General features: G+C 68.2%; 14 protein-coding genes. 9 read left to right on the top strand and 5 right to left on the bottom strand.

Annotated elements, in window-relative coordinates:
• Positions 1-71 precede the first annotated feature (71 nt).
• Both ASE43_RS13595 and ASE43_RS13590 read left to right on the top strand, forming a co-directional pair.
• Complete coding sequence (locus ASE43_RS13595; RefSeq protein ID WP_235567240.1) at positions 72-713, top strand: serine/threonine protein kinase; 642 nt, start codon at positions 72-74, stop codon at positions 711-713.
• 96 nt (positions 714-809) lie between these two features.
• The gene (locus ASE43_RS13590; protein WP_056180044.1) at positions 810-1,655 is read left to right on the top strand and encodes an NAD(P)-dependent oxidoreductase; all 846 of its coding nucleotides are present in this window, start codon (positions 810-812) and stop codon (positions 1,653-1,655) included.
• 139 nt (positions 1,656-1,794) lie between these two features.
• Here the strand turns inward: ASE43_RS13590 and ASE43_RS13585 are convergent, their stop codons facing one another.
• Positions 1,795-3,390: a M20/M25/M40 family metallo-hydrolase gene (locus tag ASE43_RS13585; protein ID WP_082607285.1), complete on the bottom strand. Its 1,596-nt coding sequence runs from the start codon at positions 3,388-3,390 to the stop codon at positions 1,795-1,797.
• Positions 3,391-3,540: 150 nt separating this feature from the next.
• Between ASE43_RS13585 and ASE43_RS13580 the strand changes: the two genes are divergently transcribed.
• The 6 genes from ASE43_RS13580 to ASE43_RS13555 all read left to right on the top strand — a co-directional run bounded on the left by ASE43_RS13580 (position 3,541) and on the right by ASE43_RS13555 (position 9,449).
• On the top strand, positions 3,541-3,939 hold the full coding sequence (locus ASE43_RS13580) for a DUF350 domain-containing protein (RefSeq protein WP_057160858.1): 399 nt from the start codon (positions 3,541-3,543) through the stop codon (positions 3,937-3,939).
• Positions 3,940-3,941: 2 nt separating this feature from the next.
• Positions 3,942-4,388, top strand: a complete 447-nt coding sequence (locus ASE43_RS13575; protein ID WP_057160857.1) for a hypothetical protein — start codon at positions 3,942-3,944, stop codon at positions 4,386-4,388.
• Positions 4,388-5,485 (top strand): glutathionylspermidine synthase family protein, encoded by a 1,098-nt coding sequence (locus tag ASE43_RS13570; protein ID WP_057160856.1) that lies wholly within the window; start codon positions 4,388-4,390, stop codon positions 5,483-5,485. The genes ASE43_RS13575 and ASE43_RS13570 overlap by 1 nt, the downstream gene beginning before the upstream one ends.
• Before the next feature lie 68 nt (positions 5,486-5,553).
• Positions 5,554-6,780, top strand: coding sequence for an acetylornithine/succinyldiaminopimelate transaminase (locus ASE43_RS13565; RefSeq protein ID WP_056180032.1), 1,227 nt, complete (start codon positions 5,554-5,556; stop codon positions 6,778-6,780).
• Positions 6,781-6,796: 16 nt separating this feature from the next.
• Complete coding sequence (locus tag ASE43_RS13560; RefSeq protein ID WP_057160855.1) at positions 6,797-7,231, top strand: HIT family protein; 435 nt, start codon at positions 6,797-6,799, stop codon at positions 7,229-7,231.
• A 106-nt stretch (positions 7,232-7,337) separates the two neighbouring features.
• The gene (locus tag ASE43_RS13555; protein WP_057160854.1) at positions 7,338-9,449 is read left to right on the top strand and encodes a TonB-dependent siderophore receptor; all 2,112 of its coding nucleotides are present in this window, start codon (positions 7,338-7,340) and stop codon (positions 9,447-9,449) included.
• A 125-nt stretch (positions 9,450-9,574) separates the two neighbouring features.
• Here the strand turns inward: ASE43_RS13555 and ASE43_RS13550 are convergent, their stop codons facing one another.
• The 3 genes from ASE43_RS13550 to thiE all read right to left on the bottom strand — a co-directional run bounded on the left by ASE43_RS13550 (position 9,575) and on the right by thiE (position 13,891).
• Entirely contained in the window at positions 9,575-11,743 is a 2,169-nt protein-coding gene (locus ASE43_RS13550; RefSeq protein WP_057160853.1) for a S8 family serine peptidase, read from the bottom strand.
• 188 nt (positions 11,744-11,931) lie between these two features.
• Entirely contained in the window at positions 11,932-13,215 is a 1,284-nt protein-coding gene (gene hemL, locus ASE43_RS13545) for a glutamate-1-semialdehyde 2,1-aminomutase (protein WP_057160852.1), read from the bottom strand.
• Positions 13,208-13,891 (bottom strand): thiamine phosphate synthase, encoded by a 684-nt coding sequence (gene thiE, locus ASE43_RS13540; protein ID WP_057160851.1) that lies wholly within the window; start codon positions 13,889-13,891, stop codon positions 13,208-13,210. The genes hemL and thiE overlap by 8 nt, the downstream gene beginning before the upstream one ends.
• 70 nt (positions 13,892-13,961) lie before the next feature.
• Here thiE and ASE43_RS13535 point away from each other — a divergent pair, with 70 nt between their 5' ends.
• Complete coding sequence (locus ASE43_RS13535; protein ID WP_056180017.1) at positions 13,962-14,153, top strand: rubredoxin; 192 nt, start codon at positions 13,962-13,964, stop codon at positions 14,151-14,153.
• A gap of 13 nt (positions 14,154-14,166) precedes the next feature.
• Here ASE43_RS13535 and ASE43_RS13530 read toward each other — a convergent pair whose 3' ends face one another.
• A complete protein-coding gene (locus ASE43_RS13530; protein ID WP_057161132.1) occupies positions 14,167-14,613 on the bottom strand; it encodes a DUF192 domain-containing protein in 447 nt (148 codons plus the stop codon).
• Between the last annotated feature and the right edge of the window lie 485 nt (positions 14,614-15,098).

The raw sequence follows: 15,098 nt of genomic DNA, 5'->3' as shown, positions 1-15,098 counted from the left end.
CCTGCCCCGGACCTTCGACACAGCGCCCTCCGCCTTTGCCAATCCCGAATCCTCCATCCCCAATCCCGGCCGTGGAAGTCGCCGCGCTCAAGGCCGACAGCTTCGGTCGCATCGCGCTGATGCGCGACGGCGACGGCCTGTTCGTGCGCCGCGACCTCGCCCACGTGCCGCTGTGGCTGCGTTTGCCAGCCTGGTGGCTGGCGCGGCGCGAGGCCCTGGCGCTGCGCCGCGTGCACGGCCTGGCCGCGCCGCAGCTGTTGCGCTGGGACGGGCGCCGGCTCGACCGCAGCTATCTCGACGGCGCCGCCATGTACCAGCGCCCGCCGCACGGCGATGTCGCCTACTTCCGGCGCGCGCGCCGCCTGCTGCAGCAACTGCATCGCAGCGGCATCGCCCACAACGATCTGGCCAAGGAGGCCAACTGGCTGGTGCTGGCCGACGGCGCGCCGGCGGTGATCGACTTCCAACTGGCGGTGCGCGGGCGCCCGCGCGCGCGCTGGCTGCGCCTGCTCGCGCGCGAAGACCTGCGCCATCTGCTCAAGCACAAGCGCACTTACTGCCCGCAGGCTTTGACGCCGATCGAGCGGCGCCTGCTCAAGCGGCCCTCCTGGCTGCGCCAGGCCTGGTTCGCGACCGGCAAACCGGTATACCGCTTCGTGACCCGGCGCATCCTGCATTGGGAGGACAACGAAGGGCAGGGGCCCAAGCCTTGACGGCAGGGATTAGGGGGTTGGGATTAGGGATTAGGATGTGGGCTTGCGGATGCTTGCGAATCCCTAACCTCTGATCCCTAATTCCGGCCTTCCACCATGACCAGCCTCTCCGGCAAGACCCTCTTCATTACCGGCGCCTCGCGCGGCATCGGTCGCGCGATCGCACTGCGCGCCGCGCGCGACGGCGCCAACATCGCGATCGCGGCCAAGTCCGACGTCGCCAATCCCAAGCTGCCCGGCACCATTCACAGCGTCGCCGCCGAGATCGAGGCCGCCGGCGGCCGCGCGCTCGCGCTCAAGTGCGACATCCGCGAGGAGGACGAGGTCCACGCCGCGGTCGCGGCCACCGTCGACGCGTTCGGCGGCCTCGACATCCTGGTCAACAACGCCAGCGCGATCTGGCTGCGCGGCACCCTGGACACGCCGATGAAGCGCTTCGACCTGATGCAGCAGGTCAACGCGCGCGGCAGCTTCCTGTGCGCGCAGGCCTGCCTGCCGCATCTGTTGAAGGCGCCCAACCCGCATATCCTGACCCTGGCGCCGCCGCCGAACCTCGATCCCAAGTGGTGGGCGCCGCACACCGGCTACACCCTGGCCAAGATGGGCATGAGTTTCGTCACCCTGGGCCTGGCCGCCGAGTTCGGGCCACAGGGCGTGGCGGTCAACGCGCTGTGGCCGCGCACGGTGATCGCCACCGATGCGATCAACATGATTCCGGGCGTGCAGGCCGAACGCTGCCGTAGGCCCGAAATCGTCGCCGACGCCGCGCAGGCGGTGCTGACGCGGCCGGCGCAGGGCTACCACGGCCACTTCCTGATCGACGACGAAGTGCTGGCCGCGCAAGGCGTCACCGACTTCGCGCCCTACGCAGTCGATCCGACCCAGCCTCTGCTGCCGGACCTGTTCCTGGACTCCGACCGCGCGCACCAGCCCCCGCGCTGAGTCCGCGCGCGCATCCGCCATCGCCTCCGTAGGATGCGGTGAGCGCAGCGAACCGCATCGCGTCGCATCGCCACGCGCCCGCGCAAGCGACGACAGCAGGGTGAGCGCGGCCCATCGCCGCGCCCACCGCATCGCCGCCTTACTTCTTCGCCGTCGCCTTCAGCGAATCCGACAGCGCATACATCAGATCGACATAGAAGCGCTCGGCCTGCGCCAGCCCGGCGATCTTCGATCCGGCCTGCGGTTCGACCACCATGTACTCGTTGGGCGCGTGCGCGCCGCTGCCGTGGCCGAGGCCGCCGGCGATCATCGGCAGGCCCAGGGTCTGGGTGAACACGTAGTAGGGCGCGCTGCCGGCCAGGCGCGGCGCGATGGTGGGGGTGAAGCCGTACTTGCGGTAGGTACCGATCGCCGCGCGCGACAACGGTGCGTCCACCGAGGTCTGCGCCGGCGGATAGCCGGACAGCTGGCGCACCACGATGTCGTCGAAGCCCTGCGCGTCGAGCTGCTTGCGGATCAGGCCCAGCGCCTGCTCCGGGGTCTGGTTGGGCACCAGCCGCGAATCGACCTTGGCCACCGCGCGGTGCGGCAGGATGGTCTTGACGCCTTCGCCGGTGTAGCCCGCGACCAGACCGTCGATGTTGAGGGTGGTGTCGAACAATTCCGACGCCACCGCCTCGCGCACGCTGCGCCCATTCTTCCAGCGCGTCGCGCCCAGCACCTCCAGGGTCTTGGCCGCGTCCTGTTCGCGGTCGCGGATCAGGCCGTTGTACAGGCGCTGTTCCTCGGCGTTGGGCGGACGGATCGCGTCGCGATAGCCCGGCACCGCGATCTCGCCCTCGGGCGTGGTCAGGGTCGACAGCGCCTGCACCAGGCGCCAGGTCGGCGAATCCAGGGTCGCCGCCATCGAGCCGTGCACCTCGCTCTTCTGCGAACCGCCGGTCTTGGCGTTGCCGCGCGCTTCCAGCTCGAAATACAGGATGCCCTTCACGCCCAGGAACATGCTGGGCTCGCCGTCGCGGCCCTGGGTGTTCATCGGGAAGAACACCCCGTCGGCCTTGCGCAGTTGCGCTTCGTACTTGGCCACCACTTCCGGATAGTGCGGCGAGCCCAGCTCTTCCTCGCCCTCGGCCAGCACGATCAGGTTCACCGGCGGCTTGCCGCGCACCTTGATCATCGCCGCCAGCGCATTGAGAAACGCGCGCTGCGGGCCTTTCTGATTGGTCGCGCCGCGCGCCATCAACACCTTGCCCAGGCCGGGCTCGTCGACCAGCTCGCCCTTGAAGGCGTCGACCTTCCAGCCGGTGGGCTCGATCGGCTGCACGTCGTACATCATGTAGACGACCAGCGTGTGCTCGGCACCGGCGTCGTAGTAGCCGTAGACGCCAGGATGCCCGGAGGTCGGCACCAGCGCGGTGTCGCGGAAGCCCAGGCCCTGCAGGTCGGCGCGCAGCAGCTCGGCCATTTCCTGGATGCCCTGGTTCTGCGCGCTGATCGACGGCTGCCGTACCCAGCGCTGCAGCTGTTCCAGATCCTGCGCACGGTGCTGTTCGAGATAGGCGTAGATGTCGGCGTAGTCGCCGGTGTAGGCGGGTACCGAGGCGGCGTCGAACGCGGCGGTCTCGGTGATCGAGATCTTGGGCGCGGGCGCATTGGGCGGCGCCGCGGCGGCGGAGCCGGCGGCGAGCAGGGCGGACAACAGACAGGCGAACGACGAGCGGCGCGGCTGGGTCATGAGCGTGGGGTCCCTGGAGTGGTCTGCCGATTCTGCGCGCGACCCCCGGTTCACCGCATGACGCAGCGCACAGTGCGTCCTGCCGCATTCCGCCTTGTCGCCCCTGCGCGGCCGGGCTAAGGTCTGCGGGCTTTTCGGTCGGAGGTGGGGATGTCGTACTTACAGGGTGTGCCGGCGTTCGCCGGTTATTTCGCGGTGGGGCTGGGGTTCGTCGCCTTGTTTCTTGCCGCGTATATCCAGTTCACGCCGTATCGCGAGTTGCAGTTGATCCGCGATGGCAACCTCGCCGCTAGCACCGCCCTGGCCGGCGCCCTGCTGGGTTTCTGCCTGCCGCTGGCCAGCGCGATGGCACACAGTCTCAGCCTGATCGATCTGGCCGTGTGGGGCGCGATCGCGATGCTGGCGCAAGCCGTCGCGCACGCGCTGACACGCTGGCTTTTGCCCGGATTTCCCGCGCGCATCGAGCGCGGCGAGCAGGCCGCCGCGGTGCTGTCCGCCGCCCTGCACTTGGGCGTGGGCCTGATCAACGCCGCGGCGATGACTTACTGACGATGGCGAAGAAGCGCAGTCCCTCGCAATACACGCCCACGATCACGCGCCCCGGTCCGCTCAAGCGCAAGCGCTCCTATACGGTGCCCTTGCTGTGGCTGGGCGCGGCTAGTTTGATCGGCTACCCGGTCGTGCGCGATCTCACCGCCGAGCCGATGCAGCGCGGCGGCTACGCCGATCGCTACAGCTGCGAATGCGATTACAACGATCGCTGCGTCTACGAGAACGGGCGTTGGTACGGGCCCTGGTACCCGCAGAAGGCGCAGGACCCACGCGACGAGCAAGCCGGCAACCGCTGCCGCCACCATCGCGGCTACTACGGCGGCTACGGTAGCTACGGCAATAGCGCCGGCTTGCGCAGCGACCCCGAATACCGCGCGCCGACGGTCGAACGCGGTTACCGCGGCGGTTTCGGCCGCACCGGCGCCGCGCACTCGGTCCGTTCCTGATGCGCCGCGAGCGTTGCGCGCCGCGGCCGGACTGGCGCGCGCGGGTGGAGGCGCTGGGCTTCGACTTCCACAGCCTTGACGGCGCCTACTGGGTCGACGACGCCTGCTACCGCTTTCGCGAAGACCAGATCGACCGCATCGAAGCCGCGACCGGCGAGTTGCACCAACTGTGCCTGCAAGCCGTGGCTCACGTCGTCGAACGCGGCGATTACGCCGTGTTGGGCTTGAGCGCGCGCGCCGCCGAACTGGCCGAGCGCTCCTGGCGCGCCAAGGAGCCGGCGCTGTACGGCCGCTTCGATCTGGCCTACGACGGCTATGGCGAGCCCAAACTGCTCGAATACAACGCCGATACCCCGACCTCGCTGTTCGAGGCCGCGGTGGTGCAGTGGTATTGGCTGGAAGACACCGCCGCCGGCGCCGATCAGTTCAATCTGATCCACGAGCGCCTGGTCGAGCGCTGGTCGCAGGTGCTGCCCGCCGGCGCGCAGGTGCATTTTGCCGGCTGCCTGGAGGCGCCGGAAGACCGCGCGACCGTCGAGTACCTGCGCGAGACCTGCGCCCAGGCCGGCTACGCGACCCAATCGCTGGACATCGCCGAGATCGGCTGGCTCGATTCGAACTACGTCGATCTCGACGACCGCCCGATCGCGCAGCTGTTCAAGCTTTATCCCTGGGAATGGTTGCTGGACGAGCCTTTCGCCGAACACCTGCCGGCGGCGCCGACGCGCTGGATCGAGCCGGCCTGGAAGCAGTTGCTGTCGAACAAGGCCCTGCTGCCGCTGCTGTGGCGCATGTTCCCGGGCCATCCCAACCTGCTGCCGGCCTCGCACGATCCGGCCGCGATCGACGGCCCGCTGGTCGCCAAGCCGCGCCTGGGCCGCGAAGGCGAGGGCGTGGCGATGTTCGAACGCGCCCCGCTGATGGCCGCGCCGGACACGGTTTACCAGGCTTATTCGCCGCTGTACCAAAGCGCCGCCGGCCACGCCGTGCTCGGCGCCTGGGTGGTCGGCGACGTCGCTGCCGGACTGGGCGTGCGCGAGGACGGCGACCGCATCACCCGCAACAGCAGCCGCTTCGTGCCGCACTGCTTCGACTGAACCTGCGCGCCAGCGCCGGCCGCCGACTTGGGCGAGAATATGCGTTCTCCCCAACCGATCCCGCGTCGATGACCGCCTCCACCGAATCGCTGTTCGCCCTTTCCGAGCGCTACTACCTGCCGGTCTACCGTCCGCGCCGGATCGTGCTCGATCACGGCCAGGGTGCGCGCATCTGGGACCGCGACGGTCGCGAGTACGTGGATTTCGGCGCCGGTATCGCCGTCAACGCGCTCGGCCATGCGCATCCGGCGCTGATCGCCGCGCTGACCGAGCAGGCCGGCAAGCTCTGGCACACCAGCAACGTGTTCGTGAGCGAGCCGCCGCTGCGCCTGGCCGAGGCGCTGGTGAGCGCCTCGGGCTTCGCCGAGCGGGTGTTCTTCTGCAATTCCGGCGCCGAGGCCAACGAGGCCGCGATCAAGCTCGCGCGCAAGTGGGCGACCGCGCAGGGCCGCGAGCCCGAGCGTCGCGCCATCCTGAGTTTCCGCGGCAGCTTCCACGGCCGCACCCTGGCCGCGGTCACCGCCACCGCCCAGCCCAAGTACCACGAGGGCTTCGAGCCGCTGCCGCCGGGCTTCCGCTACAGCGATTTCAACGATCTGGCCGCCGCCGAAGCGGCGATGGCCGACGGCGCGGTCTGCGCGGTGCTGGTCGAGCCGGTGCAAGGCGAGGGCGGCGTGACGCCGGCCACCGCGGAGTTCCTGAGCGGCCTGCGCGCGCTGTGCGATCGCCACGACGCCCTGCTGATCCTCGACGAAATCCAATGCGGCATGGGCCGCACGGGCCGCTTGTTCGCCTGCCACGGCTATGAGGTAGTGCCCGACGTGGTCACCTTGGCCAAGGCGCTGGGCAGCGGCTTCCCGATCGGCGCCATGCTGGTCGGCGCGCGCGCCGGTCAGAGCATGCAGTTCGGCGCTCACGGCACCACCTTCGGCGGCAATCCGCTCGCGGCCGCGGTCGCCAACGCGGCGCTGCGCGAGCTGTCGTCGCCGGCGCTGCTGGCCAATGTGCTGCGTCAGTCCGAGGCCTTGCGCGCGGCCCTGGCGGCGCTAGACGAGGAGTACTCGTTGTTCTCCGAAGTGCGCGGCCGCGGCCTGATGCTGGGCGCGCAACTGCGTCCCGAGCACGCCGGCAAGGCCGGCGAGATCCTCGACCGCTGCGTCGACCACGGCCTGCTCCTGCTGCAGGCCGGCCCCGACGTGCTGCGCTTCGTGCCGGCGCTGAACATCTCCGACGCCGACATCGGCGAAGGTTTGGCGCGCCTGCGCGCCGCGCTGGCGGCGTTCCTGGGCCGCTGATCGCCAAGCTCGGACGATGAGCGACGGCGACTGCGTCTTCTGCGCGATCGTGGCCGGCACCGCGCCGGCCGCGATCGTCCACGAAGACGCCATTGCCATCGCCTTCCTGGATCTGCGCCAAGCGGTGCCCGGCCACGTCTTGGTGGTGCCGCGCGCCCACGTGCCCAATATCTACGCGCTGGACGAAGCCATCGCCGCGCACCTGATGACGCTGGCGGTGCGCATCGCCAAGGCCCTGGCCGCCGACGGCGCGCCCGACGGCCTCAACCTCTGGCAGTCCAACGGCGAGGCCGGCGGGCAGGAAGTGCCGCATGTGCATCTGCATGTGCATCCGCGCCGTCATGGCGACGGCTTGCTCGACGTGTACCCAGCCGGAGTTCCCGCGCCCACCGATCACGCGACCTTGCGCGTGCTCGCACACACCATCGCCGCACGCCTGTCCGCGTCCTGACGACGCGACACGGTCCGGCCTCCTTCGTCGCGTACCTGTCCGGGCTGGCATCCGCTGCTTAACTAAACGATAATGATTATCGTTTGCATAAACAGCCGGAGACCCCATGCCCCGCTCTCGTATCACCCCGGCCCCCTTGGCCGTGGCGCTAATGCTCGCCCTGACCGCGCCCGTCGCGCTGGCCCAGACCTCTTCCAGCCCCGACGACGGTGACGCGGCGGCGGATCGGGCCACCACGCTGGACCATGTGGTCGTCGAGGGCGCGGCGGTGGAGGGCTACAAGGCCGACAGCGCCCGCAGCGCGACCAAGACCGACACCCCGATCTCGGAAACGCCGCAGGCGATCACGGTGGTGACCGGGCAACGCATGACCGACCAGGGCGCGCAGAGCGTGCAGGACGCGCTCAACTACGCCGCCGGCGTGCGTTCGGAAGCCTACGGCCTGGATTCGCGCGGCGACTGGACCCTGATCCGCGGCAGTTCGCCCAGCGAATACCTCGACGGCCTGCGCAACGCGTTCAACTACTACACCAGCAGCGCGCGCACCGATCCCTACATGCTCGAACGCATCGAAGTGCTGCGCGGCCCGGCCTCGATGCTGTTCGGGCAGGGCAGCACCGCCGGTATCGTCAACCTGGTCAGCAAGCGCCCGCAAGCGCAGACCCGGCGCGAGATCGGCGTGCAGGTCGGTAGTTTCGATCGCCGCCAGCTCAATGCCGATTTCACCGGTCCGCTCAGCGACGACGGCACCTGGTTGTATCGCCTGGTCGGCGTGTACCGCGACAGCGCCACCCAGGTCGATAGCGTCGACGACGACCGCCGCCTGTTCGCGCCCTCGCTGACCTGGAAGCCCAACGAGGACACCTCCCTGACCGTGCAACTGCGTTGGCAGCGCGATCGCACCGGTTCCACTTCGCAGTTCTTCGGTTGGAGCGGCCTGCTGGCGCCCAACCCGAACGGACGCGTGCCCGCGCATCGCTATATCGGCAATCCCGGCGATCACTACGACACCGACCGCAGCACCGCCGGCTGGTCGTTCGAGCATCGCTTCAACGAGAACTGGACGGTCCGCCAATCCTTCCGCGCCGCGCGCAACAAGGTCGATTACGCCAGCGTCTACGGCAATCCCTTCCTCAATCCGACCGATCCCTTCATCGATCCGCAACAACGCCTGCTGCCGCGCGAAGGCTGGTTCGCCAAGACCCAGGTACGGATGCAGAACATCGACCAGCACGTCGAGGGCCGCTTCAGGACCGGCGCGATCGATCACCAGATGCTGCTGGGGCTGGACGCGGTGCGCTTCAAGCAGGACGAGGCCCAGTTGTTCGACAGCAACGTGCCGCCGGTGGACATCTTCGATCCGGTGTACACGCCCTATACGCCGCCGGCGTTGGGCGCACCGGTCAAGACCCGCCAACGTCAGGTCGGCCTGTACCTGCAGGACCAGATGAAGTTCGGCGAGCATTGGATCGTGGTCGCCGGCTTGCGCCACGACCGGGTCAACAACGGGCTGGCCGGCGCCGCCGACCAAGACACCAGCGCCACCACCAAGCGCCTGGGCCTGATGTTCCACGATTGGGCCGGCTGGTCGCCGTACCTGAGCTACAGCGAATCCTTCACTCCCTTGGCCGGCACCAACGCCATCACCGGCGCGCGTTACACGCCGCAAAAGGGCGAGCAGGTCGAAGCCGGCCTGAAGTTCGAACCGGCCGGGCGCGATCTGAGCTTTAGCGCCGCCGCCTACGAGCTGCGCGAGGAAAATCGCCTGGTCCCCGATCCGCGCAACCCCAACACCAACATCCAGGCGGGCAAGACCAAGGTCAGCGGCGTGGAGCTGGAAGTCGGCGGCCGGCTGACCGAAACGTTCGACATCACCGCGCACTACAACTACCTGGAGAACGACAGGCAGCTCGAAGCCACGCCGCGCCACCAGGCCGCGGTCTGGGGCAAGCAGCGCTTCCGCATCGGCGGCCGCGAAGGCTACGCCGCCGGCCTGGGCCTGCGCTACATGAGCGCCTTCGACAGCCTGCCCGCGCCGACCACGCCGGCGGTGACCCTGGCCGATGCGATGCTGTCCTACGACACCGGCGTCTGGCGCTGGGCGCTCAACGTCAACAACCTGACCGACAAGCGCTACTTCAGCATCTGCATGGGCCGCGGCGACTGCTGGTTCGGCGCGCGCCGCAACATCGGACTGAGCGCGACGTTCGTGTTCTGATGTGGCTCGAGAGTGGGCGTAAACGACCGGCGAATTCGCCGGCCGTTTACGCCGCTACACGGTTGCGACGCGCCGCCTCGGATGGCGACAGCCATCGCTCGTGCCGATCCTGGGCGCGCCGCGGATCAGTGCAAGCGCGGAATATCGTTCAGGGGCACACCGTTGTTCGCGGTCGGGTTGCCATTTCCGTCCCATTCGAAGTAGCGGCCGTACGCGGTCACCGTTTCGATGATGCCGTTCGGGCCGCTCCGCTGCTCGCGACTACCGAACTTGCAAGTCGTTCCCGCCGGCCGATAGGCACAGGGACCGTTGGCATAGCGCGGAGTGCTCAGCAGCGTGTTACTGGCGATCAGCGAGCCGGCTGCGTCGTAAGTCCAATAACGTCCATAAGCGGTGATCGATTCGTACAGTCCGCCCCATTGCGGCGGATTGAACATGTCGCGCGTGTCGAAGGTGCAAGGCGCGCCGCCTGCGTAGGCGCAAGGCCCATTGGCGTAGCGAGGTACGCTGGTCAAAAGCGATCCGCTGTTGCCCAAGGCGTTGTTGTTTTGGTCGAAGTTCCAATAGCGGCCGTAGGCGGTCACCGATTCGATATAGCCGAACCCCGGATAGTCGAGCGCGGTCACCGAATCGAGCGTGCAAGTCTGGCCGGCCGGCGCGTACTGACAAGGGCCGTCCTTATAGTGCGGGAACGCGTTGAGCTTTTTCGCCACGCCGTTTTGATTGCCAGCTGCATCGAACTGCCAGCGGTAACCGTACGCATAGACCGATTCCACCAGCGTGCCGCTGCCGTTGACGTACTGGCTGTGGCCTTCGATGCTGCAGCTCAACGGGTAGGATGGATTGCCGGCGCTGCACGGCCCGGTGCTGGTGGTCGCCGCCAATGCCACTGAGTTCGCGACGTTGAGCAGGCCGGGGCCGCAGTTGGGGCCGCAAGACAGGAGTGCGGTCGCGGATTGCTGCAAGATTCGACCGACTTGATCGGGCCGCAGATTCGGCTTGACCGACAGCATCAGGCCGACGGTCCCGGATACGTGGGGCGCGGCCATCGAGGTGCCCGATAGGTAGCGATAGCAATGCGAATTGCCGCTAGCCGGGGAGGTGGTCCAGGCCGATACGACGCCGCGTTGCTTGATCTGGGAATTGAAGGCGCTCGCGGGGTCGGAGTTGCACAGCGGAACGCCCAGCACGCTCAGCATGCCGCCATAGACCGTCGAAGTCGGTAGGACGTTGCCTTGCGAATCGTACGAGAACGAGCCGCCGCCGCCGGGAGCGGTGATGCCGATGTTCGACCCGCGATTGCTGTAGAGCGCGAGGGAGCTGCTGGGATCGATGGCTGCGACCGAGATCACGTCGGGGCAGGATGCCGGCGTCGCGTTGTCGACGTTGCCAGCCCCGTTGCCCGCGGCGGCGACCAGCGTCACGCCATTGTCCCGGGCACGCCGGATGGCCGCGCGCAGGACTGGAAAAGACCCCTGAGTGCAGGCGCCGGGAAACTCGAAGCTCATATTGATGACGCGCGCGCCTTTGTCGGTTGCCCAGTCGATGCTATTGGTGATCCACAGCGTGTTCGGGTTGTCGAGGCCGTTGCCCGGAGCGACGATGCCGGTACCGCTGTCGCCGACCTTCGCGTTCATCAGCGTGCAACCCGGACAGACCCCAGCGCCGCCTGTGTTGTTGTCGACCGTGGCGCCGACGATGCCGGCCACATGGGTGCCGTGGCGCCAGCTTCCATTGTCCGTAGCGGGCTGACCAGGCGCTGGGGCGTTGTACTCGTCGATCATGTTGTACTGGTCGACCATGAAGCGGCCGCTCAAATCCGGATGATCCGAGCGGCCCGTGTCGAGTACGGCGATGCGCACCGAGGCGTTGCCCCTGCCCGAGGCGGCCCATGCGTTTGACAGCGAGATGGCCGGGTAGTGCCATTGCTCCGCGAACAGGGGGTCGCTGGAGAAAGCGAACAGATAGTTCAGCTGCGCGTATTCCACATCGTCGCGCTGGCGCAATTCGGCCAGCAGGGCCAAGGTTTCGGCCTTCGCCGCATCCTTGTCGGAACGTGCGGCGTTCGGGCGGCGGATCTTCGCGACCCAGAAATGCTGGGACGGCCGCTCCAGTGCGATATCGGCCGAGGCGGCGGCCAGCGCCGACTTTTCCCCGCCGGGCTTGAACTTGACGAGGACTTCGTAGGGAATGAAACGCGGTTGAGTGTCGGTTCCGGGCGGCGGGGCCGCCATCGCGCTATGGATCGAGGCCGCGCTGAGCAGCGCGACGAGCAGGTACGGGTGGGGCTTCATGGTTGGTCCTTGTGGTTATTCGCATTCGAGAGGAATCGAAAATCACAACCTAGTAGCCAGACCAAGCATACCTGCGGCGATCCGGGCGCGCTTGCGCCCGAATCGGATGCGTATCACGGAACAATCGAGGCGAGTTCGAGTGTCTGAGAACTTGCATGTCGCCGCCGCGAACGCGGGGCGGGCGCGTATCACAAGGCCGCGAAACTCGCGCGCGCGGCCTCCAGCGTGTGCGCGATCTCGGCCTCGCCGTGCGCGCTGGACAGGAAGCCGGCCTCGAACGCCGACGGCGCCAGGTACACGCCGCGCTCGAGCATGCCGTGGAAGAAGCGGTTGAAGCGCTGGGTATCCGAGGCCATCGCGTCGGCGAAGCTGTTCACCGGCCCTTCGCGGAAATACAGGCCGAACATGCCCGGCGCGCGAGTGGTATGGAAGGCCACGCCGGCCTCGCGCGCGGCCGCTTCCAGGCCGTCGCACAGCGCGTGCGTGCCGCGTTCCAGCGCCTCGTGGAAGCCCGGCGCGCGGATCAGGTCCAGCGTCGCCAGGCCCGCGGCCATCGCCACCGGGTTGCCGCTCAAGGTGCCGGCTTGATAGATCGGGCCGCTGGGCGCGACCTGCTTCATCAGATCGCGACGGCCGCCGTAGGCGCCCACCGGCATGCCGCCGCCGATGATCTTGCCGAAGGTGCTCAGGTCCGGCTTGATGCCGTAACGCTGCTGCGCGCCGCCCAGCGCGACTCGGAAACCGGTCATCACCTCGTCGAAGATCAGCAGCGCGCCGTAATTGCTGCACAGGGCGCGCAGATGCTGCAGATAACCCTCGCGCGGCAGGATGCAGTTGGCGTTGCCGACGATGGGTTCGATGATCAGGCCGGCGATCTGATCGCCGACATCGTCGAACAAGCGCGTCGCCGCCTCGAAATCGTTGTAGGGCAGGGTCAGGGTCAGATCGGCCAGCGCCGAGGGCACGCCCGGCGAATTCGGCAGGCCCAGGGTGAGCGCGCCGCTGCCGGCCTTGACCAGGAAGCTGTCGCCGTGGCCGTGATAGCAGCCCTCGAACTTGACGATGCGCGTGCGCCCGGTCGCGCCGCGCGCCACCCGGATCGCCGACAGCGTGGCCTCGGTGCCCGAATTCACCATGCGCACCATCTCGCAGCTGGGCACGATCGAAGTGATCGCCTCGGCCATGGTCACCTCCAGCGCATTGGGCACGCCGAAGCTCAGGCCGTCGCGCATGGTGCGCGCAACCGCGTCCAGCACCTGCGGATGGGCGTGGCCGGCGATCATCGGGCCCCATGACCCGACGTAGTCGACGTAACGGTTGCCGTCGACGTCGTACAGATACGCACCTTCGGCGCGCTGGGCGAAGAACGGCTCGCCGCCGACGGATTTGAACGCGCGCACCGGCGAATTGACGCCGCCGGGCAGCAGCTCGGAAGCGCGGGTGAACAGGGCGTGCGAACGGGCGTTATTCATGGGCAGGCAGGGGTCTTCGGGTAAGAGGAACGGAATCGGAATCGGAATCGGGGGCGTCGAAACAGGCCCGGTAAGCGCGCGTCGCGGCGGCCGGATCCGGCGCGTCGAACACGCCGCTGATCACCGCCAGCAGGTCGGCGCCGGCCGCGACCAGCGCCGGCGCATTGTCCGGGGTGATGCCGCCGATGGCCACCCGCGGCACGTTCAAATCCGCCGCGTCGCGCAGCAGCTGCGGCGCCGCGCGGCGCGCGTTGAGCTTGGTCGGCGACGGAAAGAACGCGCCGAACGCGACGTAGTCTGCGCCGGCTGCGACCGCCGCGCGGGCGAGGGCGCCCTGGTCGTAGCAGGACACGCCCAGGATCGCATCCGCGCCCAGAGCGGCGCGCGCGGCCGCGATGTCGCCGTCGTCCTCGCCCAGATGCGCGCCGTCGGCACCGATGCGCGCGGCCAGGCGCCAGTCGTCGTTCACGATCAGCGGCACCTGGTATTGCCGGCACAGCGCCAGCAAGGCGCGCGCCTGGCGTTCGCGGGCGACCTCGTCGGCGGCCTTGTTGCGGTACTGCAGCCAGGCCGCGCCCGCACCGAGCACGGTGCCGACCCGCGCCAGCAGGCGCGCGTCGTCGGCTTCGTCGGGGGTGATCGCATAGACGCCGCGGCGCGGCCAGGATGAATGCATGACGGCGCTTCCGTGGGCGCGGCGGGGGTGGGACAATGCTTGTCCCGCAAGACAGCCATTATCCGCCCATATGTCCGAGATCGCCGCCGCTACCGTGTTCCGCACCTGGATGTGCGTCGTTTGCGGCTTCATCTACGACGAGGCCAAGGGCCTGCCGGAAGAGGGCATCGCCCCGGGCACCCGCTGGGCGGACGTGCCCGATACCTGGACCTGTCCGGACTGCGGTGTGACCAAGGACGACTTCGAGATGATGGAGCTCTGAGCGCCTAGACGGTTCAGGGCTGGGGCAGACCGGGCCCGAAGGTCAGCACGGCGCCGTCCTGCAATTTCAGCTTGGCCGCCTGGCCGGCGTTGAGTTCCAGCACATAGCGCGCCGGCGCGGCGCTGGGGTAGGGCGGGCACTGGTTGCCTGCCGAGCACGGCGGCACGTCGCGCTGCTGCGACACCAGCTTGCGGTCGCTGTCGAAGTACAGGATGTCCAGCGGAATCTTGGTGTTTTTCATCCAATAGGCCTGCGGTTCCTGGCGCTCGTGGATGAAGACCATGCCGCGGTCGTCGGCCATTTCCTCGCGGAACATCAGGCCCATGGCGCGCTCTTCGTCGTCGTCGGCGACTTCCACCGTATAGCGCTGCCCGGCCAGCTCCACCCAGGGGTCGGCGCCGCTCGCGCAACCGGACAGGGCCAGGCCGCAGCAGGCGGCCAACAGACGTAGCTTGGACATCGAGCGTTCCTTGTTGCCTAAGGGTGCGGCGACCATCGGGCAGCGCGGCGCGGCGGTCAAGTCGAATTATTTTCGCTGACCCCCTTCCCTATTCAGCTTGAGCTGTGCACAATGCGCGCCCCGCTGAGCTGCATGGATTGAGCGCGGCGGGGCGGATCGAAAGCGGCATCGAAAACGGTTGACGGATTCGAAGGCTGCTGTAAGATGCGCGGCCCACCAGACGGGACGGCTTTNTTCCCTATTCAGCTTGAGCTGTGCACAATGCGCGCCCCGCCGAGCTGCATCGATTGAGCGCGGCGGGGCGGATCGAAAGCGGCATCGAAAACGGTTGACGGATTCGAAGGCTGCTGTAAGATGCGCGGCCCACCAGACGGGACGGCTTTAGGGCCTGAACGGAGCGGCGGGAAGCGGTAGAAAAAAGGTTTCGCAGGGTGTTGACGGTCGCGAAATCTGCTGTAAGATGTGCGGCTCCCTCGGGCACTTTG

This window comes from Lysobacter sp. Root983 (assembly GCF_001429345.1).
Taxonomy (GTDB): Bacteria; Pseudomonadota; Gammaproteobacteria; order Xanthomonadales; family Xanthomonadaceae; genus Lysobacter.
Note: the sequence above shows the minus strand (reverse complement) of the source record. Positions and strands in the feature narration are given on the sequence as shown.